Source organism: Paenibacillus spiritus, assembly GCF_008710135.1.
GTDB lineage: Bacteria > Bacillota > Bacilli > Paenibacillales > Paenibacillaceae > Paenibacillus_AQ > Paenibacillus_AQ glufosinatiresistens.
Genome location: NZ_VYKK01000001.1, coordinates 51,095 through 76,236, shown reverse-complemented (window position 1 = coordinate 76,236; position 25,142 = coordinate 51,095). Strand labels below are relative to the sequence as shown.

Genomic DNA, 25,142 nt, shown 5'->3' with positions numbered 1-25,142 from the left:
AAAAGCCGGCATCCCGCGTGCGGGACACCGGCCTGAGGACCGGGCTTGCTTTAGAATACTTGAACGACGTCCTCAATACCCTCGACTTCTTCCATCAGGGCGCGTTCGATACCGGCCTTCAGCGTGATCGTGGAACTTGGGCAGCTGCCGCAGGCTCCCATCAGCTTCAGCTTCACAATTCCGTCCTCTACATCGATCAGTTCGACGTCGCCGCCGTCGCGTTGCAGGAACGGACGCAATTTATCCAGAACTTCCAGCACTTCATCGTACTTGGAGATTGTATTCTCATTCATTTCTCAATCGCTCCTTTCGTACGTTTATTATAGTACAAAAGCTTAAAAAATAAAATGGTTACCCATTCAAGGAGAATAATATGAGACCGATTATTGAATTTTGTGTCAACAATATCGGGCACGGGACCGAAGAATTGATGGACAAGCTGGAGCAGAACCCCGATTTCGACGTCGTCGAGTACGGCTGCCTCGGCAATTGCGACCAGTGCCGCGTCGATTTCTTCGCAATGGTGAACGGCGAGATCGTCGCCGCCGGCTCCGTGCCGGAGCTTGAACAGGCGATTCAGGATAAGATCCGGGAAGCCGAAGCCTGGCTGGAGCTCGATCTGGACTAGAACGGGAGCGGCTACGGGCAAGGGCGGCTTCGCCTATCCGAAATGCCGCTTCGACATCCAGAGCACGCCGCTCTTGAGGATGCGCGGAACGCGGCCCATCATGGAGCGGGAACCGAGCAGGCCGAAGCCTTCGCTCTTGCCGAGGGAGCCGAGCGTACCCTTCAGCCGGATTTTGCCCAGACGCGGGGTCTCGTTCTTCCAGAGCGCGCGCAGCACCTGCGCAACCTGCTCGCCCTGCGCGCCCGCCGCCTGTGCGCTCGGCGCAAACGGAAGACTGGCGCAGTCCCCGATGACGTACACCTCCGGATAATCCGGCACCTCGTAATACTCGCCCAGCAGTATGCGCCCGCCGCGGTCCTTGGGCAGATTCAGCATCTGCACCGGCTTGACCGGCTGAATGCCGCCCGTCCATACCGTAACGTCGCCGAGAATGGCTTCGCTCCCGTTATAGACGGCGCCGTCCTCCACATGCGAGACGGAGATCCGTCCCCGGGTCTGCACCTGATGCTCGTTGAACCATTCCTCGACATATTGGGAGAGCTTGGCCGGAAAAGCGGACAGAACCCGCTCGCCGCGGTCCAGAATCGTGATGTTGAGGTCCGGCCGGCTCTCGCGCAGCTCGGCCGCAATCTCCACCCCGCTCAATCCCCCGCCGACTATGTTCACGTTTCCGTACGGTCTGATGTTGTTCAGCCGCCGGTAGGTCTCGCGCGTGCCGGCCATGCTCTGAATGCTGCACGTATGCTCGGGAGCGCCGGGTATCCCGTGGTGGTTGTCAGTGCAGCCGAGGGCAATGGCGAGCTGGTCATAGGGAACCTGCTCGCCGTCTGCCAGCAGCACCTGCTTGCCGGCGAGGTCGATGGATTCGACCTCGCCGTAGCGGACGCTGAGCCGCGGATGCTCCGGGAATGCGATCCGCAGGCTGTGGTCGGCCACGGTGCCTGCGGCAAGCGCATAGTATTCGGTCTTGATGCCCTGATAGGGCATCCGGTCAATCAGGACAATCTGAAGATCGTGCGGAAGATGGCTCTGTAGCAGTTCCTGGATAAGGGCAAGGCCGCCGTAGCCGCCGCCTAGAACAAGCAGTGTACGCATGCTGACCGAACATCCTTTCGAAATCGATTATTCTGATTCGCAAGCAAGCTTACTCATAGACTTTGATTTCGTTATAGAACGTGTCCCGTTCAACCGGGATTTTGCCTGCGCCCTTGACGAGCCAGATCAGTTCCTTGCGGGTAAGACCCTCCGGCGTCAGCGCTCCGGCCGAATGGCTGATGCGCTCTTTGAGGATGGTGCCGTGTACGTCAGAGGCGCCGAAGCTGAGGGCCACCTGGGTAAGCTGCGGACCGATGTTGATGAAGTAAGCCTTGATATGGTCGAAGTTGTCGAGCATCAGCCGGCTCACGGCAATGGTCTTGAGGTCCTCGAAGGCGGAGTTGCGCCGCATGATGCCTGCGTTCTTGTTCTTGGGCTGCATGGACAGCGGAATGAACACCATGAAGCCGCCGGTCTCGTCCTGCAGCTCGCGGATCTGCAGCATATGCTTGATCCGGTCCTCGCGGGATTCAATCGACCCGTAGAGCATGGTAGTGTGGGTCTTCATGCCGAGCCGGTGCGCCTGGCGGTGCACTTCCAGATATTCAGCCACGCCGGCTTTGTCGACGTGCATTTTTTCCCGGTAATGATCGGACAGAATTTCAGCGCCGCCGCCGGTGAGGGACTTTAGTCCCGCCGCCTGGAGCTTCTCCAGCACTTCGCAGATGCTCAGGCCGCTAATTCGGGTGAAAAAGTCGATCTCCGCGGCCGTGTAGGCCTTCAGCGTCACATCCGGGAAGCGGTCGTGCAGCGCCTGCAGCGAATCGACATAATATTGAAACGGAACATGCGGGTTATGCCCGCCGACAATATGGAATTCGCGCACGCCGGGATGAATATGCTGCTCGACGTACTGGATCATCTCTTCGCCGGAGAGCGTATACGCTCCCTCTTCGCCTTCATCCTTGCGGAAATTGCAGAACGCGCAGCGGGATTCGCACACGTTGGTGAAGTAGAGACTCATATTCTCGATAAAATACACCTTGTCGCCGTTCTTGCGGCGGTTCACTTCATTGGCCAGCTGGCCGATCGTGAGCAGATCGTTGCTCTCATACAGATAGACGCCGTCCTCCAGACTGAGCCGGACGCCGCTGTGCACCTTCTCGATGATCTCCGCCATGCGGGCATCCGTGCTTGGTGTAATCAGTGTGGACATATCTTCTTCCTCCTGAAGGTAGTGCGTGACAAATTATCGAACAATGTTGACGCCCTCCCTATTATACTCTTCCTCCAGTCAAGCGGGCAACCGCGAGAGACGGGGAGCCGGAGGAGTAAGAAGCGAAGAACAGATTAGGAGGATAGGCTAGGAGAATACTATCCGATGTTTGACGACCCAGACAGTCCGCTGACCCGGGAAGACCTGAACCGGCCGGCAGGGCGGAAGGCTTGAGGGGCCAAGGAAAGTGGAGTATACTTCAATTTAGAGACGTTCTAAATTGAAGGAGGGCAAGACCATGATTACCATCAGCGAGGCTGCGGCCGATCAACTGAAAGAAATGCTCGCGGCCCAGGAAGTGCCGAACATGTTCCTCCGCCTTGGCGTATCGGCTGGCGGATGCAGCGGCTTCTCCTATGCCATGGGCTTTGATGACCATACAAGCGACCAAGACGAATTCATGGAGATCCAGGGAATGAAGATAGCCGTTGCCAAGGACGACCTCCGCATGCTCGACGGCGTCGAGATTGATTACGAGGCAGCCGGCATGACCGGAGGCTTCACGATCAATAACCCGAACGCCATCGCCACCTGCGGCTGCGGACAGAGCTTCCGCACCCGGAAGGAAGAAGAATCGCTGGCGCAGCCGTGCGAGGATTGAGCGTTATATCAACACTTTTTGTTTCGTTGATTTGAACGGTAGCCGATAGCGTAGCTTCTCCTGTACGTTAACAACCCTGAACGCCGTTTTAGGGTTGTGGATTATGACCTCTATTAAGCCATAGTCACTTTGACTAAGCGTAGTAGGGGTCGTTTTTGTGCCTTATAATGGATTCTGTCCGCTGCGGTTTTTACGTTATAGCGGGTATCCTGTACGGCATTTATTATTAAAAGGGCTCTAGCAGCTATAGCGGAGATTAACCCGGCGACCGCCCATAAATGAATGCTTTAGGGCCGGATCTATCCTGTTAGGAGGATTCAATACTATGCAAGGTATATATGTCGGAATATTAATTACACTCTTACTGCTTTTCATCACTTCGATAGTAATTGCAGTGATTTTATATAAGATGAACAGGGAACTGTTAACGGCCGTGTACCGGTTAGTGGATGTCACGAAAGAAAATAAGGTTCTACGAAGCGAGTAAGAATAATATCTAGGAGAGTGATTTCATGCTCGTTCCCCAGTTATACCTGAACGGCGCCTGCACCGAGGCGATGGAGCTGTACCGCCAGGCTTTTGGAGCGAAGACAGAATCCGTTATGTACGACCCGCAGGAGGAGCCCGGCACCGTAGTGATTCATGCGGAAATGAATATCCTGGGCAGCCGGATCATGCTCAGCGACTTCGGAGGAACCGGAAGGGCGTCTGCGGAGAGCACGATGGAGATTGTAGCAATTTGCGCGGATGAAGCGGAATTGCGGCAGGCCTATCAGGTGCTGGAGCCGGGCAGCGAGACCGTTACGCCGATAGGACCGACCTTTTACAGTTCCTGTCTGGTTCAGCTCGTGGACCGGTTCGGCGTCAAATGGTGCCTGATGGTCTAGCGCTATGGATACCCACACCCGAATAAAATACTTATTATAGAAGAGAAATATTCACCCGGGCGGAGATTCAGTCGGTCCGGGGCGTCCGGGGGAGGATGCTGATCTTTCTGCGCAGTCGTGATCTTCAAGGATGAGCCGGATGTGGAATAATGGAATAGAGGTGAGGAAGGAATGATCGTTTCTTTTGGCCGAGAGCATATAGACGCCCTTTCGGATTGGGGAGAAACGCTGGTCTCCCGGGGAAAAGTCCATGCCCTCCGTGATTTGGACGGATTCGTATACATATATCCTGATGAGCCTGCCGGCTTCATCCTGTACCGGATCGAAGACCGGGAATGCGAGATTGTGCTGCTGGAGAGCAGGCGGGAAGGACAGGGCGTGGGGGCCGAATTGATCGCCACAGTGCTGGACCGGGCGAGGGAAAAGCATTGTCTCCGGGTATGGCTCATCACCTCCAACGACAATATCAAGGCGATCCGCTATTATCAGAAGCGCGGATTCGATCTGGCTGCGGTTCATCGCCATGCGATTACCGAAGCCCGCAAGCTGAAGCCCTCCATTCCGCTAATCGGTCTGGACGGGATCGAGATTAAGCATGAGATTGAATTCGAATATAAGCTGGAGCCCCTATGAGGAAGCGGTAACGGTCTGCTCCGACGACCAAGGGAGACGCTTGTCGGATTGGGGTACCCCGATCATTTTATATCGCATTGGTCTGTTCTCTCCTTATCGTCTTTCTGTTGGAGAGGCTCCCGCTGCATACGGCCTGGTTCAGAGGGACAAAATTGGTTCTAGAGGCCGGCTGTTTCCTTCAGGCGATCATGCTGTTCCGGCGAAGTTTGGTCAGTCACAGATTGGAGCTGACGGAACATTCGCTCTGCTTCCATGGTCAAGAAGTCCCCGCGCAGCGGATAGACCGGATCGTGATTCAGGGATATTGGGCAGAGAGCGTCGGCATCCGGCTGCGGGGAAGGAGAATGGTTCCGTTCATGCTGCACTTCAGGTTCTGCGAAAGGAATGAAGAAGGGATGCAGCGCCTAAAACGATGGGCGGACAGGAACGGAGTTCCGATCAAGAAGGGGCAGATTTATCGCTGGCTCTGAGAGCCAGCCCCGGCCGTTAGCCCGTCGGTGAGAAGAGGAGCGGAGGAACGAGAAGAAGAAGCGCCCGGTCCGCTGCAGGACCGGGCGCTTTGGTCTGACTAGAACTTGATGATTCCCGCGGAATGCAGGAAGACGAACAGCACCAGCACCGGGGCCACATAGCGCAGCATGAAGAGCCACAGGCGGAACCAGCGGGCGGAGAGGCCGGCCTCGTCGCCGACGCTCTTCCAGAAGTAGCCGGCGAAGAGGGTCACGATCAGCCCGCCCAGCGGCAGAAGCACATTGGAGGCCAGGAAGTCCATCCAATCGAAGAAAGCTTTGCCGCCGAAGTTCAGTCCCGGCGCGGCGCCGAACGACAGCGCCGATGGAATGCCCAGCAGGAAGCAGCCGGCGGTAATCAGCAGCACCGAGCGGGTTCGTCCCCATTGGAGCCGCTCCATTGCATAGGCGACCGGAACTTCCAGCAGCGAGACGGTAGAGGTCAGCGCTGCAATGGCGAGGAGGATGAAGAACAATCCGCCGAAGAGCGAGCCGAAGGGCATCGCCGAGAATGCGGCGGGCAGCGCCATGAAGACCAGCCCGGGTCCCTGCGCATTGTCGATTCCGAAGGAGAACGTCGTCGGGAAAATAATCAGTCCGGCAATCAGCGCATACAGCAGATCGCCGCCTCCGATGGCCAGCGTCGCCGATCCGAGCGACTGCTCTTTTTGCACGTAGGAGCCGTAGGTCAGCATCGCCCCCATCCCGAGCGAGAGCGAGAAGAACGCATGTCCCAGCGCTACCAGCGCGGATTCCGCCGTCAGCTTGGAGAAATCGGGCTTCAGGAAGAAGGAGACTCCGTCCATAGCGCCCGGGAGCGTCAGCGCCCGGATCATCAGAATGACCAGCAGGAGAAGGAGGCCGGGAATCAGCACCTTGTTGAATTTCTCAATGCCTCCCGACACGCCCCGGGCCACGATCCAGGCGGTAAGCGCCAGGACGACAACCTGCCAGAGAATCGGACTGTAGCCCGACGTGAAGCTTGCGAATTGACCGGTGTAATCGGGGTTCGTGAACAGCTTCCCGCTGAAGGCCCGAACCGCGTAATACAACGTCCAGCCGGCGATGATGGCATAGAAGGACATAATCATGAAAGCGCCGATGACGGAGAGCATCCCCATTCCGCCCCAGGCCCGGTTGCCGCCCACCTTGACAAAAGAGCTGGCCGCGCTGCCCCGCCCGCCCCGGCCGATGGTCAGCTCTGCGAGCAGCACCGGCAGGCCGATAGCGACCAGGCAGACAATGAAGAGCAGGAAGAACGCCGCTCCTCCGTACATCCCCGTAATATAAGGGAACTTCCACATATTCCCCAATCCGACCGCGCTGCCGATGGCCGCGAGAATGAAGCCGCTTGAGGAGAATTGGTCCTTGGATTCCAAAGTTCTGGGTTGTTTCGGCATAGAGTTCAGTCTGCCTCCCGACTATAAGATGAAGTTCTTGCTGTCTGTCCGTGACCGCCCTGGAAGGAGCATTGTTCATGTTGGAGAGACATAATATGAACAAGTATATAGGCAGACTGCCAAAACTACAAGATGCAACTTCTGTGAAAAAAGTTTGTCCATCTATGTAATGAGGCATGCAATCTTTGTCCTATCCGGTATCAGACGCCAAAGGTATACTTGGTTAGGCATTGCGGAAATATGGCGAAAGGGACCAGCGCGAACGGAGATTTGGGTAAGTCTTATATAATTAATAAAACGGGCCGCGGGCCAAGGAGGACATCATATGAAGCTTGCCGAGGCGCTTGTACTTCGGGCGGACTGCCAGAAACGGATCGCCCAGCTCAGACAGCGGCTTACCCGGGTCGTCAAGGTTCAGGAAGGCGAGAAGCCGGCCGAAGACCCGGCGGATCTGTTGACCGAGCTGGAACGGTCGCTTCAGGAGCTGACCGGATGGATTCGGGCGATTAACAAGACCAATGCCTTTACGGCATTTGACGACAAGCGGTCAATCGCCGATGCGCTGGCCGAGCGCGACGAGCTGATGCAGCGGCGCAGGCTGCTGGCGGAGGTGCTGGAGAATGCCTCGATCAGGCAGGAGCGCTTTAGCCGTTCGGAGGTCAAGTTCCACCGGACGGTGGATGTGGCCGCCATTCAGAAAGAGGTGGACGCGCTCTCCAAGGCTTTTCGCGAATTTGACTTCCGGATTCAGCAATTGAACTGGACGGTCGAACTGGCCGGAGAGTAGAGGAACGGGCCGCGAAGGTAGTCCGGCCGCCGGCAAAAGCGAGCATACCCCCTCCAACGGGCAGGTTGGACCTCGGAGAGACTCGGGGCGAATGTCTCAGCTATAAGCAATCAGCCCAGAACCGTTACAAGAGTGCGCTTCAGCACAGGAGTACCGTGTAGCAGGTTTATTGTTACGACCTTATGCTGGTTTGCCGGCCCGGACGAGGGCGGGGAAGGGGATTGCAGGCCCGATGGCAGAATTGAACACGGGTGCCCGGTATTCCAGACGATAGTCTGAAGCGCCGGGCACTGTCCGTTAGATGGGGATGCGCGGGCACGCGGCCAAGCGCCTCTTTTTCCAAGGCAAGGACAATCATACAAGAGTGGGACATTCCCCTGTGAGTATGGTATGGCAGAGGCCAAGGAAGGAGAGGAAGAGACATGGCGGGAAGACAGCTCGCAAGCAAATGGCGGAAGACGGCGGCGCTCTTAAGCGATCCGCGCGTTTCGGGGTATATTCCGAAGACGCAGATTTATAGCGGCAGCGCTCTTCGGTTGATGCTGGCCGCCTATGGCGATGTCGTAGTGAAACCGGTTGTAGGCGGAGGCGGACACGGCGTGATCCGGGTATTCCGCGACGGAGGGGGCTACGGGCTTACCTCAAAGAATCGCACGCGGAGATACAGCCGTTTTGGAGAGATGTTCAACGGGCTGCAGCGCATGAAGCTCAGACGCCGTTACTTGATCCAGCAGGGTATTTCCCTTGCCCGGATCGACGGCCGCCCGATTGATTACCGGGTCAAGGTCGTCCGCAGCAACGGGGCCTGGGAATTCCGGTCTATGGTGGGACGTCTGGCGCGCCCGGGTCTGTTCGTGACGAATCTCTGTCAGGGCGGGACCATGCTTAGCTGCCGGGAAGGACTGCGCCGCTCGCTTCCCCGCATCAATTCTGCCGCCAAGCGGCGGGAGATGCGGATTGTGACCGTTACCTGCATTCAGACGCTGGAACGCCATTTTCCGGGAATCGGAGAGCTGGGGTTCGACTATGCGGTGGACCGGAACGGGCGCTTGTGGATCCTGGAGGTTAATACACGTCCGCAATAAAGAGAGAAGAGGCTTGGCGGGTTAACAAAAACCGCAAAGAGTCCGATATTAGAGCTAAAGAATACGTTTGAAAGGTTGTCCGGCGGGTTAATTAAGAATGGATAAGAATGGAATCGATAGATTTGTAAATTTTTTGTGCATATATCCAGACAAATTCTCCTGTGCATAACTATTATCCCCAATATACCCTGCACAACCGGACGGAAATTCCAACTTTTTCACATATTATGCACAGGATTTCCACAATGCGCTGTGGATATCAGAACGCTTGTTCGGATTCTGCTAGTCTGCTATGATAGAAGAGAACCAAATAAAGGAAAGATAGGTGATCGTTATGATGGAATTGTCCGATCAGATGCTGTTGGAATCGTATCATCAAGCGATTGAACTGCAGCTTGAGCATGATTTCATTGCTATGCTTCTGGTTGAAATTCGCAAACGGAACTTACACTCTCCAGAACTTGCGGTACTTCACTAAAATGGTCCAGACCTGTTCGATCAACGAAGATGACGGATCATTACATAAATATAACCGCAGTATGGCAAAATAGGGTATCCTTAACGGATACCCTTTTGTTTGGATCGGCGCTGTCCGGCTCTACAGCTTCATGTTGCTGCTGTGCCCGGGGGACAGCTTCGCGTCCGGATCAATATATACTTTGGCATTGTTGACAGCGGTCGGAGCTTCGCCGAAACCGACGGCGATCAGCTTCAGCTTGCCGGGATAAGTGGAGATGTCGCCGGCGGCGAAGATACCGGGGATGTTGGTCTCCATCCGAGAGTCGACCACAATGGAGTTGTTCTCGATCCCGATGCCCCATTCGGATATCGGTCCCAGAGAAGAGACGAACCCGAAGTTGACGATGACGCTGTCCACTTCAATCTCGCGGGTCTCCTTGGTCTTCACGTCGGAGAGCGTGACGCCGGTAATGAACTCTTCCCCGTGGAGCGCCGTAATCTCGGTTGGAGTAATAACCTGCACGGTGGACTTCATGAGGTTCTCCACGCTGTGCTCGTGGGCGCGGAATTTGTCTCTGCGGTGAATCAGTGTAACCGATTCGGCAACCGGCTCCAGCATAAGCGCCCAGTCCACGGCGGAGTCGCCGCCGCCGCTGATGAGGACTTTCTTGCCTGCGAATGCAGTCAGGTCGCTGACAAAGTAATGCAGGTTGGCCTTCTCGAAGCGAGCCGCTTCGGGAAGCTCCAGGCGGCGAGGCTCGAAAGCGCCTACGCCGGCAGTAATGATGACCGCTTGGCTGTGGTATTCCGCCTTGTCGGTCGTAACGACGAAGTGGCGCTCGTCCTGCTTGACGACGGAGAGAACCTTCTCCTCCAGGCGCACATCCGTCTGGAACAGATTCATCTGGCGGGTCAGATTATCGACGAGTTCCTGGGCACTCACCTTCGGAAATCCGGCGACGTCGTAAATGTATTTCTCGGGATACAGAGCGGCAAGCTGGCCGCCCAGTTGAGGCATGCTTTCAATTAAGGTAACGGATGCCTGGCGCATGCCGCCGTAGAACGCGGCGAACATGCCCGCAGGGCCGCCGCCGATGATGAGCAGGTCGCTCATGGGGGCGCCGGATAGCTGGGATGTCACAGGAAACTACACCTCCGAGTTGATATATTCAAATTGCCATATTGGTCTACCCCCCATTATAAACATACTGGATGCAGGCTGCAAAGTGGCGCTCGGAGATTTTTCCTATAATCTTTGTGGGGATATCTATTTGATTAATAGTAGTTGAAGGTTTACAATGGATATGATATTTTTCGTAATGTTTCAGGTTTTATTGGAATTTATTCTGAATTTATGTGTTTAAATTCACAAAACAGATCTGGACAAACTAAAAGTTATAGACAGAATGATCGAAAATGATCTATTTGGAAGGAGTCGGACCATGAGCAGCATTCCCAAAATCGTAATTCTCGGAGCGGGTTACGGAGGTATATTGACAGCTCAGCGCTTGCAAAAGGCGCTGAATTATAATGAGGCGGATGTGACGCTGGTTAACCGCCATGAGTATCATTATTTTACGACGCATCTACATATGCCGGCTGCCGGAACCGACAGCATTGAGCATTCGCGCGTTCCGATCTCGAAGCTGATCGACGAGTTCAAGATTGATCTTGTCAAATCGTCCGTTCAGGAGATCCGCACCCAGCAGAAGAAAGTCATTCTGGAGGACGGCACGCTGTCCTACGACTATCTGGTTATCGCCCTGGGAGGCGAGCCGGAGACCTTTGGCATTCCGGGCATGGACCAGTACGCCCTGACGATCCGCAGCATCAACTCCGTCCGGCTGATCCGGGAGCATATCGAGTATCAGTTCGCGAAGTACAAGAATGAGAACAACGCGCAGGAGCACATCAATTTTGTCGTCGGCGGAGCCGGCTTCAGCGGCATCGAGTTCGTGGCCGAGCTGGCCGACCGGATTCCGGGCCTGTGCAAGGAATATGATGTGGACCCGAGCCTCGTCAACATCTATAACGTCGAAGCGGCTCCGACGGCCCTTCCGGGCTTTGCGCCGGAGCTGGTCGAGTACGCCATGAACGTGCTGACGAAGAAAGGCGTAACCTTCAAGATCGGCGTTGCCATCAAGGAATGCCTGCCCGGCGGAGTTATTCTTGCTACGGGCGAAGAGATCAAGGCTTCGACCGTGGTCTGGACGGGCGGCATCCGCGGCAATCGTCTGATTGAATCCGCCGGCTTTGAAGCGATGCGCGGCCGTGTCAAGGTGGATGAATTCCTGCGTGCGCCGGGCCATGAGAATACCTTCATTATTGGAGACGGTTCGCTGGTCATCAATCCGGAAGGACGCCCGTATCCGCCGACGGCCCAGATTGCGATGCAGCAGGGCGAGTGCTGCGCGAACAATCTGGTGGCTGCGATCCGCGGCCAGCAGCCGAAGAAGTTCGTCTTCAGCAACAAGGGAACGGTGGCATCCCTCGGCAAAGGACAGGGCATTGCCGTCGTCGGCAACAAGAAGCTGAAGGGCTGGACGGCGGCCCAGCTCAAGAAGGTTGTCGATATCCGCTACCTGTTCACGATCGGCGGCATTCCGCTGGTCTTGAAGAAAGGCAGATTCCTGTAGGATGCGCCACTGCAGCGTTCAGGTGCGCGGGCTGCTGACGCGGGAGGAGCTGGACCGCTATAACGGCCTCATCGAGGCCGGCTCCTATCTGGAGGATCAGGGCCGCCATGATCTGGCCTACACCGTACAGAAGGAGATCGACCTTCTCATTCAGCCGGCCATCGAGCGGCTGAAGGACAAGAGCCGGGCACGGGACCGGGCGACCGAAGAGTTTCTGAAGACGCTTGAAGAAGAGGATTAAGGGACGAAGAAGAAAAGGTGTGTTCCGCGGCGCAGCAGCGCTTGGGAACACACCTTTTTTGGCTTACACCTTCAGCATTTCGTCGAACGACTCGGGCGTCAGCAGATTGCCGACATAGAAGGGGCCGAATTCCCCGTAACGCGCGCTGACTTCGTCGAACCGCATCTCGTACACCAGCTTCTTGAACTGGAGCGCATCTTCGGCGAACAGCGTCACGCCCCATTCCCAGTCATCGAAGCCGACGGAACCGGTAATGATCTGCTTCACCTTGCCGGCATAGCCGCGGCCGATCAGACCGTGCGAGTACATCAGCTCTTTGCGCTTCTCCATGTCGAGCATGTACCAGTTGTCGGCAAGCTCGCGCTTCTTGTTCATCGGGTAGAAGCAGATATGGGCTGCCTTTGGCAGGATCGGCTTCAGGCGGGCTGCCACATGCGGATTTGCCATCGGATCGCCGCCGCCCTCGCCGCTGTTGTAATTGCTCAGTTCAACGATGCTGACGTACGAGTAGGCTTTGGTTGTGAAGGCGGCGAAGGCGGTCTTGTTGAAGGCGGTCTCCAGCCGGTTCAGCTCCTCCAGACTCTCGCGCAGATGCATCATAACCAAATCGGCCTTCTGGCCGACAATCGAATAGAGAGCGGAACTGCCGGTCTTGGCTTCCTCGACCCCGGCCCATTCTCCGATAAACGCATTCAATTCTTCCAGAGCCACAGCGCGTTCCTCGTCGTCGGCCGCCGTCCAGGCGGTCCAATCCAGCGAGCGGAAGTCATGGAGCGCATACCATCCTTCCAGCGTCAAAGCGGCTTCACTCATGTGTATCACTCCTCGAATTCTTGGTAAGCCGTTACTGCCTCATTGTAGCGCAACGAAAGCTTCCAGAGCAAACCCGGTCACATTCTGTTCATGGAAATCCGGTTCAGGAAAAGAACGAGAACGCCGGAGCGCTGCGGTGATCCTTCGGGATTAACCGCCGGAATTGGGCTTTATTCCACATTTCCTGACAGTCGATTTATGTTAGAATAGAAATCTACTGGGTTGATCTCATTCCAACACCGAAGGGGGCTCGCATATTCGATGCAGATCAGTCAAATTCACCATTTCACCGAGCATCACCGATACTGCGTGTCCCGCGAATTCGGGCTCAGCACTGTGGACGAGCGCATGCTCAGCACGGTCTATCAGCCGATGGCCGGGGCGCTGGCGATTTCGCTCTACCGGCTGCTGTTCGGCCATGTGCCGGCCGAATGCATCGGCCATTCCTCGCCGGAGCCGCAGCGGCGGCTCTTTCTGACGCTCGGCATCGAGCCGAACGAGAAAGGCCGGCGGACGCTGATTGACCAGGCCTCGCGCCTGGAGGCCGTCGGCCTGCTGCAGACGAGCCGGATATATATTCCGGAGACGGATGATTATATGTATGAATACGAACTGCTCCCGCCGCTGTCGCCGCCGGATTTTTTTGCGACCCAGCATTTAACCCTGCTGCTGCGCGACCGGATCGGGAAATTCGCCGTGCTCGCGCTGCGCGAACAGTTCTGGAGCCGGCCTCCGGAGGAGTGGAGCCGCCCGGGGATCAGCAAGGAGAACATTTCGCGGCCGTTCTATGATATTTTTGAGCTGAACACGCATGTCATCGACTATGAGCTGGAGCAGGCGCTCACGGAAGTGGCCTCGGTCCGAATACCCCAGCCCGCAGAAGAGAGCAAGCATGCCATCGGATACAGCGACATTATTCTGCGCTTTCCCCGGGAATCGGTTAACCGTGGGCATGTTGAGCGGCTTCGCTTTGATTATAATGCCTTGGGCGCGGTCAATTATGTGGCCCATAAATACCAGCTCGGCGCCCAGGACGTGTGCCGGCTGCTGGACGAGGACGGCGTGTTCGCGCCGGACGGGGAACTGCTGCTCGACGAGCTGCAGCACCGGGCGAGCCAGCATTTTCGCCAGACAATGAAACGGCAGGAGCAGCGGGAGATCGCGGCGGCCAAGGTAGTCGCGCTCCGCGCGGAGGAACCGGTCGTCCAGCAGGAACAGGCGGTCGAGATGGAGTACTATGTCGAGGTGCCGCCGCAGTTCCGGAGTAAGTGCGATATTCACCAATATAATATGATGCTTCGCAACGAACCGTATACCCGGCTCCTGCAGACGTTCTTTCCGGGAGCGGTGCCGAGCGGTCTGATGAATACGTTCGAGAAGATGGAGCACAGCTACCGGATGCCGGCGGAAGTCATCAATGTACTGATTCATTACCTGATGACGATGCTGGCGGCAGACGGGGAGCAGCGTCTGAATTATAATTTTGTAGAGGCGATCGCCTCGAACATGCTGATGAAGCAGGTCAATACGTATGAGAAAGCGGTTCAGTATATCCGCGACCAGTCCAAGGTGAAGGGCAAGGCCAAGGGAGGGACGACCGGACGGCAGTCCCGGTCCTCCTATGCGAAGGGCGGCGCCCGTCCGGGGAAGCCGGAGATCGCCATGGCTGCCGATGACGGCACGGCCGGAGCGGTATCCGAAGAGGAATTCGCGGAGATGATGAAGAAGGCGGCGGAGATCAAAGCCCGCAAGAAGAAAGGAGCGCTCAAGGCCCCTTGACGCGCCCGACGAGAGAAGAATCAATCATGGCCGAAGCGCCATTTTGAAATAGAGGTGGATTTATGGAGTCGATGAGCGAGGTGCTGCGGAGCATGAGCACCCCCGATCTGCGTCAGCGGTCGGTCCGGCTGGAGCAGGAGCTCCTCGGGCACCCGCTGGTGCGGGAGCTGCTGGAGGAGCACCCGGAGCTGGAAGCGTCGCGGCTGCGGCTGCACTTAAGCCGGCTGTATCAATACGTGGAAGAGAGCAAGCACTGCGCGAATTGCCCGGGGCTTGCGAACTGTCCGAATGATTTTCCGGGCCACTACAGCAAGCTGTCGGTGGAGACCGCGCCCGGAGGCCAGCCCGAGCTGTATGAACGGAAGAAGCCGTGCGAGCTGCAGCTGGCGAAGGACGCGCAGGACCGCATCCGCAAGCGGATTACGAGCTTCTATGTGGACGAGCGGGCTTTAAGCGAAGGGTACGACGAGATCGAGATCATGGGCAAGGACCCGCGGCGCATGTCCGCGGTGAACAAGCTCTTCAATTATATTGCCCATGTGCGGGAGAACGGGCTGGGACCCCGGGGGATCTATCTGCACGGCGCGTTCGGCACGGGCAAGACCTTCCTGATGTGCTATCTGCTGCACGAGTTGGCCGTGGCCGGCCATTCGGGCGTCATTGTCTACATGCCCGATTTTGTGGAGGAGCTCAAGACGATGATGCAGGACGGCGCGCGGCTGAAGGAGACGGTCGATGCGATGAAGAACTGCGACCTGCTGATCTTCGACGATATCGGAGCCGAGAACCTGAACCCCTGGGTCCGCGATCACATTCTCGGCGCGATCCTGAATTACCGGATGAACCGGAAGCCGACCTTCTATACGAGCAATTATCCGCTGCCTGAACTGGAGAAGCATCTGAGCTTCACGAGCAAGGACGGCGAAGAGCTCTATAAGGGCCAACGGCTGATGGACCGGATTCGCCCGTTCGTCGAGGCGGTTCCGCTCTATGGCGAGAACCAGCGGGGCCAGCATTCTTCCTAGGCTGCGGGAACCTCTCCGGCAGGACGGATGGCGAGGTTCACACTGTGAGGTTTCACATATCGGGATCAGATATGTTATACTTAATCCGTGTCGGCATTAAGGATTCTGGTTATCCTATTACATGCATCTTTGCATACTTGAACTATAAGGAGGAGCTTGAATATGGCTATTGTTAACGTATCCGACCAATCCTTCAACAACGAAGTGGCTGGTCAAGGTACCGTCGTTGTAGATTTCTGGGCGCCTTGGTGCGGCCCTTGCAAAATGTTGGCTCCTATTCTGGACGAACTGTCCAGCGAACTGGGCGACAGCGTGAAGATTGCCAAGCTGAATGTGGACGAGAACCCGGAGACGGCTTCCCGCTTCGGCGTCATGAGCATTCCAACGCTGATCTTCTTCAAGGACGGCCAGCCGGTCGACAAAGTTGTTGGCCTGAACTCGAAGGAATCCCTGAAGAATATCGTCGCGAAACACCAATAAGTCTGAATCTGCATGTAGAAGCCTGAACATCTTCGCTCAGGCAGCGGCGCCTTCGGTTCTCCAACCGGAGGCGCTTTGTGCGCTATAGGCGACAAGGCAGCGGTTGGAAGATGCGCTCTTCTAACGCGATACAGGAGGGACGCAGCATGGCGGATTACATGGACAATATCCGGAGCAAGCTGGCGCTTTTGCCGGATCTCCCGGGATGCTATCTGATGAAGAACGACGAAGGCACCATTATCTATGTAGGCAAGGCCAAAATTCTGAAGAACCGGGTCCGTTCGTATTTTACGGGCAGCCATAACGGCAAGACCCAGCGGCTCGTCGCGGACATCCGCGATTTTGAATACATCGTCACCGGCAGCAACATGGAAGCGCTCATTCTGGAGTGCAATCTCATCAAGCTGCATATGCCGCGCTATAATGTCCAGCTCAAGGACGACAAGACCTTTCCTTATCTGAAAATTACGAACGAACGCCATCCGCGGCTCGAAGTGACCCGCCGGGTGCTTAAAGATAAAGCTAAATATTTCGGCCCTTATCCGAATGCCTATGCCGCCCATCAGACCAAGAAGCTGCTGGACCGGATGTACCCGCTGCGCAAGTGCAATGCGATGCCCAAGGAAGTCTGTCTCTATTATCATATGGGCCAGTGTCTGGCGCCGTGCGAGAAAGAGGTGGCTAAATCCGAGTACGATGAGATCACCCAGAGCATCGCGGCCTTTCTCGGCGGCGGGCATGAGGCGGTCAAGAAAGACCTCCAGCAGAAGATGCAGGAGGCGGCCGAGGAGCTGTATTTCGAACGGGCGAAGGAACTGCGCGACCAGATCATGCACATTGACGCTCTGATGGAGAAGCAGAATATCAATACCGCCGATACGAAGGACCGGGACGTCTTCGGCTATGCGGTCGACAAGGGCTGGATGTGCGTGCAGATTCTGTACATGCGCCAGGGGAAAATGATCCAACGGCACGCCTCCAGCTTCCCGTTCTATGGCGAAGCCTACAGTGACTTCATGTCCTACGTCACTCAATATTACAGCGACAACCCGGCCCTGCCGCAGGAGATTCTGCTGCCGGACGTCCTCCGTCTGGAGGACGCGGCTTCCGTGCTTCCGCCGGAGACGGCGGAAGGGCCGGGTTCGGCCGGAGCGGAAGAGAGCTCCGGCCAGGGAGCGGCTTCGGCGGATGAAGACGCCGAAGCGGACGGCGGCGCAGAGGAAGCCGCCGGGGAGTCCGCCGCCGCAGCCGAAGCGGCGCGCTCGGCCGCAGCCGGCGTGGTCGACCCCGCCGGCGCAGCGGCCGCCCTGCAGCAGTGGCTGGGCGTCAAGGTGCTGGTGCCGCGCCGCGGACTGAAGACGAAGATGGTCCGCATGGCCTGCGAGAACAGCCGGGTGGCGCTGGACGAGAAGTTCCGGCTCATCGAGCGCGACGAAGAGCGGACGTCGGGCGCGGCCGCCGGCCTGGCCGGGAGTCTCGGGCTGGAGCGGCTCAGCCGGATCGAGGCGTTCGACAACTCGAACATCCAGGGGGCGAATCCGGTGTCGGCGATGGTCGTTTTCATCGACGGCAAGCCGGCCAAGAAGGAATATCGGAAATACAAAGTCCGCACCGTACAGGGTCCCGATGACTACGAGACGATGCGGGAGGTCATTCGCCGCCGGTATGAGCGGGTGCTCAAGGAGAATCTGCCGCAGCCGGACCTGATTGTCGTGGACGGCGGGCGCGGCCAGATCTCGGCGGCGGTCGATATCCTGGAGAACGAGCTGGGTCTGTTCATTCCGGTATGCGGGCTCGTGAAGGACGTCAAGCACAAGACCGCGCAGCTGCTCGTCGGCGATCCGCCTGAGCCGGTCCGGCTTGCCCGGGACAGCGAGGAGTTCTATCTGCTCCAGCGCATCCAGGATGAGGTGCACCGCTTCGCGATCACCTTCCACCGCGAGCAGCGGGGCAAGTCCATGGTCACTTCCCGGCTGGATGCCATTCCGGGAATCGGCGAGAAACGCCGCAAGCTGCTGCTGAAGCATTTTGGCTCGTTGAAGAAGATTCGGGAAGCCTCCGTCGAGGACTTCCGGCCGCTGTCGATCGGCGACAAGCTGGCCCGTCAGATTCTGGACGCCCTCAAGGATGAAGAGACGGTATAGGCAGAGCTACAAGAAACTGTTAAAATCTGCCGCTTCTCCGCGCCTCCGCCTGTGCTACACTAAGACAGCACAGACAAGCGAAACGGAGGAATCAATCCGATGAATAAACGAATGATCCCTATGGCTGCTGCTGTAATTGCCGTCGGGGCCGTCGCCTATTTCTGGTCCGCGGGCGGCCAGCAGCCGGGCAAGAGCGAAGAGGCCGGTGTGCTTCCGGCCGGTGTGGACATTAAGGAACTCGTGCAGAGTTACAGCACCGGAGAGATGAAGGCGGAGTCCGCCTCCATCTCCTCCACGAAGCTGGTGGTGACGCAGGCGGATCAGAGCCGTGTAGCCTACAAGCTGCCGGGCGACGAGTTCTTCCTGTCCATTGCCCCGTATCTGAAGGAGACCCATCCGTGTGCCACCCATAACCTGACCGGCTGCCAGGGCGAAATGGCCGATCAGTCCTTTCAAGTGAAGATTACGGATCATTCCGGCCGCACCGTGGTGGACCGGGAGATGACCTCTTATGCGAACGGGTTCCTCGACCTGTGGCTGCCCCGGGAGGGACGCTATCACGTCAAGCTTGAGCAGAATGGACGGGTGGCCGAATCGGACCTGTCCACCTTCGAGAGCGATGATACCTGCGTAACGACGATGCAGCTGAAGTAGAGCCGTTCAGCTGCGGCTTGCCCGCTCCCCACAACACAAATTGAACAGGCCAGTTCCGAATGCTCGGAACTGGCCTGTTCGGTATGGAATTCGGCGGTCATGAAGTCTGGCTCGCCGTTAGCGGATCGTGTCCGGTCCTTCGCCGCGTCCGCCGTTCTCTCCGGCGGGCGCGCCGCCGATGGGACCAAGCTCCGGAGCGGGAGAGTCCCAAAGTCTGACCGTTCTCTCCCGCCCGGGCGGGTTGAAGCGGTAGACCAGGTAGCCGACAATCAGCGGCAGAATCATCGACACGATGCCCGAGCCGATATTCACGGCATCCTTCATGAAGATGAGGGAGCTGCCCATCAGGATGCTGTCAAAGATGACATGGCTGAACATGACGGCGATAAAGCCGTAACGCAGGAAGATGAAGCTGAAGAGCAGGCCGATTACCGTCAGTTCAATCGGACGGGAGCTGACCGGATAGATCGGGTAGAGCGTGTGGCCGAACGCCCACACCAATGTCGTAATCAGACTGGCCAGCACGGTGCTGCGCACGACTTTGCTCAGCATCCGGATGCCGAAGAACCGGTACAGCGCTTCTTCCGACAGCCCGGCAAGCCAGGCGGTTAAGGGCAGCAGCCAGGCATATTTCATATTGTAGGTCGACTGCGACGCGTCGGTTGTGTACCAGCTGCCCAGCACATTTTGCAGGACGATGAAGATCAGCGTCTGGACGCCGAGCAGAACGAAGGCCCAGAGATAGCCGGTATAGACACTGTCCAGCACATAGCGGCCATAGCCCTGCTCGCGCGCACGCGGCCAGGCATTGACGCCTTCCTTGCGCCACAGGCCGTCGCCGCCGACAAGCGAGAAATAGAGCAGGACCGACATGAGCAGACTGTACAAGGTATAGACGACGAACAGGATGATGTTCGTAACCCTGGAATCGTTCAGAGCCTGCTCGGGGCTCGCATATACATTATAGGTCGTGGACATCATGACGGCGAAATAGAAGAGGCTCAGGAACAGTCCGCGTTTGAAAGACGTATGATGCCGGCGCAGAATGCTGTAGATCAGCGCCAGAATGCCCAGAATCAGAGTGGGCAGTCCGTATCCCACCATGGTCAGGAGAGTGGCTGTTCTCTTCTGGCTGTCCATATAGTCGGTGTGCCACTGCGGAACGGTAAAGCGGGTTGTCAGTGCATTCACCTGCTCGCGCTCAAAGCCGAACCGGTATTGCAGTGAAGCTTCGCCGACGGCGACCGATTTATCCGTTACAACCAGGTCGGAGCCGGCGCTGTAAGTCAGATTGTCCAGGTTGGCTCCCCACAGCTTCAGCCAAGGCTCTGCCAGTTCCCGCATCTGCGGCTCGGAGAGCGTGTCCGATTTGCTCGCCAGCGTCTGCCGGTTCGCCGCTTCGCTGTCGGTCCGCTGAAGGGTATGATTGAAGCCGACGACATCCCCGGTGTACATATTCAGGAAGACCGCCACCGATTCATCGTCCGCGCCCGACGGAATGAGCGTCGCCCGGTAGTAGTCGTACGGATATTTCTCGTCGAGATTCCGGTCCATATAGCGTTCCGTCAAATTCTTGCGCGACAGGTAGCCGTAGAATTTGGAGTCGGACTCATACAGAACGGACCAGGTGTCGCCCGGTGCGGGCGTATAGCCGAGTCGGGCTTCGGCGAAGGCGGAAGCCCGTTCTGCCGCGGTGTCCCGGCTGATGACCGCGCCCGAAGGTTCATCCGAGACCGATTGATACCAGGACGGGACCCAGTTGAAGCCGATAAAAATAAGCAAGCCGACGATGGCGGCCGTCAGCAGCCTCCGATTGATGGGCCGCTGTTGGAGCGGCTGACCGACTGAATTCATGGAGCGCCTCCTGTAATTGTAAATTCACTTTCTGTACCATATCATACGCCGGGCGGCTAGCCAAGCGGGATGGTCACGAATGCGGCCATTCAGAAAAAACGTGAAATGATGGCATGATTTTGATAACATAGCCTGTAGCATAAAATCATTGTATGTCCCCATTACGGATCTGATGAGGTGAATTTTATTGGCTGGACCGCTTGTTGCCCCGCCCCGTCTGCGCTGGCTGAAGCTGTCGCCGCCGCAGATTCTGGTAATCGGCTTCGCCGTCATCATTCTGCTGGGAACCGGGCTGTTGATGCTGCCCGGCGCTACCGCAGCCCCCGGTTCTCTGCCGTTCGTGGATGCGCTCTTCACCGCCACCTCTGCAACCTGTGTGACCGGTCTCGTCGTGCATGATACGGCTACAACCTTCACCATATTCGGAGAGGTGGTCATTCTGGCGCTGATCCAGATCGGCGGTCTGGGCTTCATGACGATGGCGACGCTGATCGCCTTTGTGCTTCGGCGGCGGATATCGCTGCGCGAGCGCCTGCTGCTCCAGGAAGCCATGAACCAGGGCTCGATGGAAGGCATCGTCCGGCTGATCCGCCGGGTTCTGGTCTTCGCGCTGGGGATCGAGGCGGTGGGCGCCGTGCTGCTGGCGCTGCGCTGGTCGTCGGACATGCCGGCGGGGCGCGCCGTCTATTTCGGCGTATTTCACAGCGTCTCGATGTTCAACAACGCCGGCTTCGATCTGTTCGGCCACTATCGCAGCCTGACCGGATACGCGGCCGATCCGGTGGTCAACCTGACGGTCATGCTTCTGATTGTGACCGGCGGCATCGGCTTCATCGTTCTGTCGGAGCTGTTCGAATTCCGGCGCACCCGCAGACTCTCGCTGCACGCCAAGGTGGCGCTGTCGATGACCGGCGTGCTAATCGGAATAGGCGCGCTGGTGATCCTGTTGTTTGAATATACGAATCCGCGCACGCTCGGTTCCCTAAATACCGGAGGGCAGATTTGGGGGGCTCTCTTCCAGTCCGTCTCGCCGCGGACGGCCGGAGCCAACACGGTGGACATCACAGGGCTGAGACAGGCCACACAGTTCTTCATCGTGATCCTGATGTTCATCGGCGCTTCGCCGGGATCGACCGGCGGCGGGATCAAGACCACGACGTTCGCGCTGATGGTCGGCGCCGTGATCGCCATGCTGCGCGGCCGCGAGGACATCGTCATGTTCCGCTACCGGCTTCACCCGGAGCGGGTATCGAAGGCGCTCACTGTAACCGTGGTGGCGCTGCTGCTGATCGTCGGCGTATCGATGGGGCTGTCCACGACCGAAGACGCACCGTTTCTCACGGTGCTGTTCGAAGCCACCTCCGCTTTTGCCACCGTAGGTCTCAGTATGGGGCTTACTCCCGAGTTGTCCGTGCCCGGCAAGGTGTTGATCAGTCTCACGATGTTCGCGGGCAGGCTCGGAATTCTCACTTTGGCCTATGCGGTCGGACCGCGCAGGGGCAGAGAGCTGTACCGGCATCCCGAAGGCAAAATCATCATTGGATAAGGAGAACATGACAAGATGAGAGCGCAGCAATTTGTCGTAATCGGCCTGGGCCGGTTCGGAGCCAGCCTGGCTCTGACGCTGATGGAGCTGGGATACGAGGTGCTCGGGATCGATCATATCGAAGAGCGCGTGGAGGAGATGTCCGATCTGCTGACGCATGCCGTGATGGCCGATGCGACCGACGAGAGCGTCATGCGTTCCCTCGGCATCCGCAATTTCGACTGCGGCATCGTCGCCATCGGCGACAATATGGAGCGGAGCATTCTGGCCGCGATTCTATTGAAGGAACTCGGCGTGAAGCAGGTGGTCGCCAAGGCGATTTCGATCCTGCACGGCCGGGCCCTGGAGCGGCTGGATGTGGACCGGGTGATTTTTCCCGAGCGGGATATGGGCATCCGGGTGGCGCATCAATTGGTCACGCCGAACCTGCTGGATTACATTGAATTATCGAAGGATTACCGGATCGTGGAGCTGACGGTGCCTGCCTGCATGGACGGCAAAAGCCTGGCCCAGATCAATACCCGGGCCCGCTACGGCTGCAGCATCATCGCCCTGAAGCGGGGCGAGGGCAGGGAGGAAGGCGTCATCGTGGCCCCGACGGCCCACGACTATCTGTACGAAGGCGATATTATGGTCGTGATCGGGACCAACGAGAGCATCAACCGGTTTGAGCAGGAAGCGATTGAGAGCGACGAATAAGCGGGCGAACCTCCCGCAGAGGTACCGCCGCCGGTCGGCGGATGACACAGAAAGAGCTGAGGCCCAGGGCCTGCAGCTCTTTCTGTGTCTTTCCGCTCTTTCCGCCAACTTGTCCTGCCGCATTCGGCCTTCAGCCCAGAGGCCGGCTGCCGCCCGGAAACACCTCTTCCGTGACCTGCACGAGGCTCCGCGCGGCGGCGCTGAGCGGGCCGTCGCGGTAGATCAGGCAGGTCGAGCGCTGCGTCTGCTCCAGCTCTTTGATATGCAGCGACGCCAGCCCTCCGCTGGTCAGCAGCTCCGGCCGAAGGTAAGACTTCGGCAGCAGGGCCGCCGCCTTGATCGTCGGCAGCAGCCGGACGATCGCCTCGAACGAGTCGATCTCCATGCGCACATCCGGTTCGATGCCGCTGCGCTGGAACAGCTCGTCCGTCATCCGGCGGTACCAGGTGCCTTTGGAGAAGAGAATCATCGGCTGGCGGTGCAGATGCTCCATCGTCAGCGCCGGAACCGCCGTCAGCGGATGATGGCCGGCCACGACGAGGCGCAGCTGATCCTCGAACAGCGGTATGCAGCGCAGGCCCGGCTCCCGCGTGGCGGAAGCGATGATGCCGACATCATACCGGCCTTCGGCGACCGACGAGACAATTTCGTGCGTCTTGCCGGTAATCAGCTTCAGCTCGGCCGCCGGGTATTTATCCATATACGCATGGACCAGTGGCGGAAGCGTCGTCTGAAGAGTCGTCAGACTGGCGCCCAGCGTCAGCAGCAGCGGCTCGCCCTGCCGGAAGCGCGAGAGCGTCTCCAGGAATTTGGCGCGCTGCTGCCGCTGCTCCAGCGCATACGTATAAGTCAGCCTTCCGACCTCCGTCAGCTCCAGCCGCTTGCCCTGGCGGGCGAAGAGCGTTACGCCGAGGCGTTCCTCCAGCTTGGCGATTTTCCGGGAGAGCGCTGGCTGGGATACATTCAGGAGACGGGAGGCCCGGTTCAGGCTGGACTGTTCCACCACGGTTGCAAAAATATCCAGATCGTCGAACATAACAGCCATCCTTCTAAATGAGAATTATGATCACTTTGGAATTACTCTTATGCAGATAGTGTATAACGTTTAATAATTAGATTGCAATTCCCTTATAAGCTAAAAAGGAGTAACATACAAAGTGACACAAGATGGTCACAATTTGTGAAAAGGAATACAAAGGCGGACTGCCGCTGATTCACACCTGTTCCATCCCGTGTATGAGCATTAATGAAAACGCTGTTAAACTGAAAGGGGCCACTTCGAATGCGAGAATTTTATTCCCGAAAAATTCATTCCCTGCTTGGCGTAATCCCGCTCGGCGCATTCTTCATCGAGCACATGCTGACGAATTTCTCGGCGGTCGAGGGCGGCGCTTCCGGCTTCCAGGACAGCGTGGCCTGGTTGAACAGCCTGCCGCTGGTCTTCTTCCTGGAGCTGCTGTTCATCTGGCTTCCCCTGTTGTACCACGGGGTCTACGGCCTGTACATCGCCTACCAGGCGAAGCCGAACCTGAACCGCTTCAATCTGGAGCGCAACTGGCGCTATACCCTGCAGCGGATAACGGGCATCGTCACCTTCATCTTCATCGTCTGGCACCTCTACGAGACGCGCGTGCAGGTGGCGCTTGGCAACGTGACGCATGAAGAGCTCGGCGGCGTTATGCACGACATTACGAGCAATCCGGCGCTTCTGGCCGTGTACATCATCGGCATTGTGGCGGCCTGCTTCCATTTTGCGAACGGCCTGTGGTCGTTCCTGATCAGCTGGGGCATCACGGTGGGCCCCCGGTCGCAGCGCGTCTCTTCCTTTATCTGTCTCGGACTGTTCGTCGTTGTAACCTTCATGTTCCTGCTGTCCCTGGTCACGTTCCGGGATGACGAATTCCAGGCCGCAGCCTCCGCAGCCCAGACCTTGCAATCTTTCATCTGACTTCTACCTTCCAAGGGAGTGAA

Annotated in this window: 25 protein-coding genes; 17 read left to right on the top strand and 8 right to left on the bottom strand. The window is 57.6% G+C overall.

All coding sequences use genetic code 11. The annotated features are described in order from the left end of the window. Positions 1–50: 50 nt before the first annotated feature. Entirely contained in the window at positions 51–293 is a 243-nt protein-coding gene (locus tag F4V43_RS00315; protein ID WP_150456245.1) for a NifU family protein, read from the bottom strand. Positions 294–373: 80 nt separating this feature from the next. On the opposite strand from F4V43_RS00315, the gene F4V43_RS00310 reads away from it, so the two are divergent. Beyond that, the gene (locus tag F4V43_RS00310; protein ID WP_150456244.1) at positions 374–628 is read left to right on the top strand and encodes a YuzB family protein; all 255 of its coding nucleotides are present in this window, start codon (positions 374–376) and stop codon (positions 626–628) included. 33 nt (positions 629–661) lie between these two features. On the opposite strand, the gene F4V43_RS00305 is transcribed toward F4V43_RS00310, so the two are convergent. Further along, entirely contained in the window at positions 662–1,723 is a 1,062-nt protein-coding gene (locus tag F4V43_RS00305) for an NAD(P)/FAD-dependent oxidoreductase (RefSeq protein ID WP_150456243.1), read from the bottom strand. 49 nt (positions 1,724–1,772) lie between these two features. Continuing rightward, positions 1,773–2,879, bottom strand: a complete 1,107-nt coding sequence (mqnE, locus tag F4V43_RS00300; protein WP_150456242.1) for an aminofutalosine synthase MqnE — start codon at positions 2,877–2,879, stop codon at positions 1,773–1,775. Between the two features lie 298 nt (positions 2,880–3,177). Between mqnE and F4V43_RS00295 the strand changes: the two genes are divergently transcribed. The 3 genes from F4V43_RS00295 to F4V43_RS00285 all read left to right on the top strand — a co-directional run bounded on the left by F4V43_RS00295 (position 3,178) and on the right by F4V43_RS00285 (position 5,060). Further along, positions 3,178–3,540 (top strand): HesB/IscA family protein, encoded by a 363-nt coding sequence (locus F4V43_RS00295; protein WP_150456241.1) that lies wholly within the window; start codon positions 3,178–3,180, stop codon positions 3,538–3,540. A 512-nt stretch (positions 3,541–4,052) separates the two neighbouring features. Next, positions 4,053–4,427, top strand: coding sequence for a VOC family protein (locus F4V43_RS00290; protein WP_150456240.1), 375 nt, complete (start codon positions 4,053–4,055; stop codon positions 4,425–4,427). Positions 4,428–4,598: 171 nt separating this feature from the next. Continuing rightward, positions 4,599–5,060 carry a GNAT family N-acetyltransferase gene (locus tag F4V43_RS00285; protein ID WP_150456239.1) on the top strand — a complete coding sequence of 154 codons (462 nt, stop codon included), beginning with the start codon at positions 4,599–4,601 and terminating at the stop codon, positions 5,058–5,060. Between the two features lie 568 nt (positions 5,061–5,628). Here the strand turns inward: F4V43_RS00285 and F4V43_RS00280 are convergent. After that, entirely contained in the window at positions 5,629–6,969 is a 1,341-nt protein-coding gene (locus tag F4V43_RS00280) for a sodium-dependent transporter (RefSeq protein WP_150456238.1), read from the bottom strand. 325 nt (positions 6,970–7,294) lie between these two features. On the opposite strand from F4V43_RS00280, the gene F4V43_RS00275 reads away from it, so the two are divergent. The 3 genes from F4V43_RS00275 to sda all read left to right on the top strand — a co-directional run bounded on the left by F4V43_RS00275 (position 7,295) and on the right by sda (position 9,319). After that, positions 7,295–7,756: a DIP1984 family protein gene (locus F4V43_RS00275; protein ID WP_150456237.1), complete on the top strand. Its 462-nt coding sequence runs from the start codon at positions 7,295–7,297 to the stop codon at positions 7,754–7,756. A 422-nt stretch (positions 7,757–8,178) separates the two neighbouring features. Further along, positions 8,179–8,841, top strand: a complete 663-nt coding sequence (locus F4V43_RS00270; protein WP_150456236.1) for a YheC/YheD family protein — start codon at positions 8,179–8,181, stop codon at positions 8,839–8,841. A 334-nt stretch (positions 8,842–9,175) separates the two neighbouring features. Continuing rightward, complete coding sequence (sda, locus tag F4V43_RS00265; RefSeq protein WP_150456235.1) at positions 9,176–9,319, top strand: sporulation histidine kinase inhibitor Sda; 144 nt, start codon at positions 9,176–9,178, stop codon at positions 9,317–9,319. Between the two features lie 120 nt (positions 9,320–9,439). Here the strand turns inward: sda and F4V43_RS00260 are convergent, their stop codons facing one another. Continuing rightward, complete coding sequence (locus F4V43_RS00260) at positions 9,440–10,441, bottom strand: NAD(P)/FAD-dependent oxidoreductase (protein WP_150456234.1); 1,002 nt, start codon at positions 10,439–10,441, stop codon at positions 9,440–9,442. A gap of 301 nt (positions 10,442–10,742) precedes the next feature. Here F4V43_RS00260 and F4V43_RS00255 point away from each other — a divergent pair, with 301 nt between their 5' ends. Together F4V43_RS00255 and F4V43_RS00250 are read left to right on the top strand one after the other, a co-directional pair. Continuing rightward, a complete protein-coding gene (locus F4V43_RS00255; RefSeq protein ID WP_150456233.1) occupies positions 10,743–11,936 on the top strand; it encodes an NAD(P)/FAD-dependent oxidoreductase in 1,194 nt (397 codons plus the stop codon). A gap of 1 nt (position 11,937) precedes the next feature. Next, the gene (locus tag F4V43_RS00250) at positions 11,938–12,177 is read left to right on the top strand and encodes a hypothetical protein (RefSeq protein WP_150456232.1); all 240 of its coding nucleotides are present in this window, start codon (positions 11,938–11,940) and stop codon (positions 12,175–12,177) included. A gap of 63 nt (positions 12,178–12,240) precedes the next feature. On the opposite strand, the gene hemQ is transcribed toward F4V43_RS00250, so the two are convergent. Then, complete coding sequence (gene hemQ / locus F4V43_RS00245; RefSeq protein WP_150456231.1) at positions 12,241–12,990, bottom strand: hydrogen peroxide-dependent heme synthase; 750 nt, start codon at positions 12,988–12,990, stop codon at positions 12,241–12,243. Between the two features lie 261 nt (positions 12,991–13,251). On the opposite strand from hemQ, the gene F4V43_RS00240 reads away from it, so the two are divergent. The 5 genes from F4V43_RS00240 (at position 13,252) to F4V43_RS00220 (ending at position 19,072) form a co-directional block, all read left to right on the top strand. Further along, positions 13,252–14,769, top strand: a complete 1,518-nt coding sequence (locus tag F4V43_RS00240; protein WP_150456230.1) for a DnaD domain protein — start codon at positions 13,252–13,254, stop codon at positions 14,767–14,769. A gap of 62 nt (positions 14,770–14,831) precedes the next feature. Beyond that, a complete protein-coding gene (gene dnaI / locus F4V43_RS00235; RefSeq protein WP_150456229.1) occupies positions 14,832–15,794 on the top strand; it encodes a primosomal protein DnaI in 963 nt (320 codons plus the stop codon). 162 nt (positions 15,795–15,956) lie between these two features. After that, positions 15,957–16,274, top strand: coding sequence for a thioredoxin (gene trxA, locus F4V43_RS00230; RefSeq protein ID WP_150456228.1), 318 nt, complete (start codon positions 15,957–15,959; stop codon positions 16,272–16,274). Positions 16,275–16,420: 146 nt separating this feature from the next. Then, on the top strand, positions 16,421–18,418 hold the full coding sequence (gene uvrC / locus F4V43_RS00225) for an excinuclease ABC subunit UvrC (RefSeq protein WP_150456227.1): 1,998 nt from the start codon (positions 16,421–16,423) through the stop codon (positions 18,416–18,418). Between the two features lie 99 nt (positions 18,419–18,517). After that, positions 18,518–19,072, top strand: coding sequence for a CueP family metal-binding protein (locus tag F4V43_RS00220; RefSeq protein WP_150456226.1), 555 nt, complete (start codon positions 18,518–18,520; stop codon positions 19,070–19,072). A gap of 117 nt (positions 19,073–19,189) precedes the next feature. Here F4V43_RS00220 and F4V43_RS00215 read toward each other — a convergent pair whose 3' ends face one another. Beyond that, on the bottom strand, positions 19,190–20,926 hold the full coding sequence (locus F4V43_RS00215) for a CPBP family intramembrane glutamic endopeptidase (protein ID WP_150456225.1): 1,737 nt from the start codon (positions 20,924–20,926) through the stop codon (positions 19,190–19,192). Between the two features lie 187 nt (positions 20,927–21,113). On the opposite strand from F4V43_RS00215, the gene F4V43_RS00210 reads away from it, so the two are divergent. Together F4V43_RS00210 and F4V43_RS00205 are read left to right on the top strand one after the other, a co-directional pair. Next, positions 21,114–22,472, top strand: a complete 1,359-nt coding sequence (locus F4V43_RS00210) for a TrkH family potassium uptake protein (protein ID WP_223879723.1) — start codon at positions 21,114–21,116, stop codon at positions 22,470–22,472. A gap of 15 nt (positions 22,473–22,487) precedes the next feature. Continuing rightward, positions 22,488–23,171, top strand: a complete 684-nt coding sequence (locus F4V43_RS00205; protein WP_150456224.1) for a potassium channel family protein — start codon at positions 22,488–22,490, stop codon at positions 23,169–23,171. Between the two features lie 130 nt (positions 23,172–23,301). Here the strand turns inward: F4V43_RS00205 and F4V43_RS00200 are convergent, their stop codons facing one another. Continuing rightward, positions 23,302–24,207, bottom strand: coding sequence for a LysR family transcriptional regulator (locus F4V43_RS00200; protein ID WP_150456223.1), 906 nt, complete (start codon positions 24,205–24,207; stop codon positions 23,302–23,304). Between the two features lie 246 nt (positions 24,208–24,453). Here F4V43_RS00200 and F4V43_RS00195 point away from each other — a divergent pair, with 246 nt between their 5' ends. Then, entirely contained in the window at positions 24,454–25,119 is a 666-nt protein-coding gene (locus F4V43_RS00195; RefSeq protein WP_150456222.1) for a succinate dehydrogenase cytochrome b558 subunit, read from the top strand. The last annotated feature ends 23 nt before the right edge of the window (positions 25,120–25,142 follow it).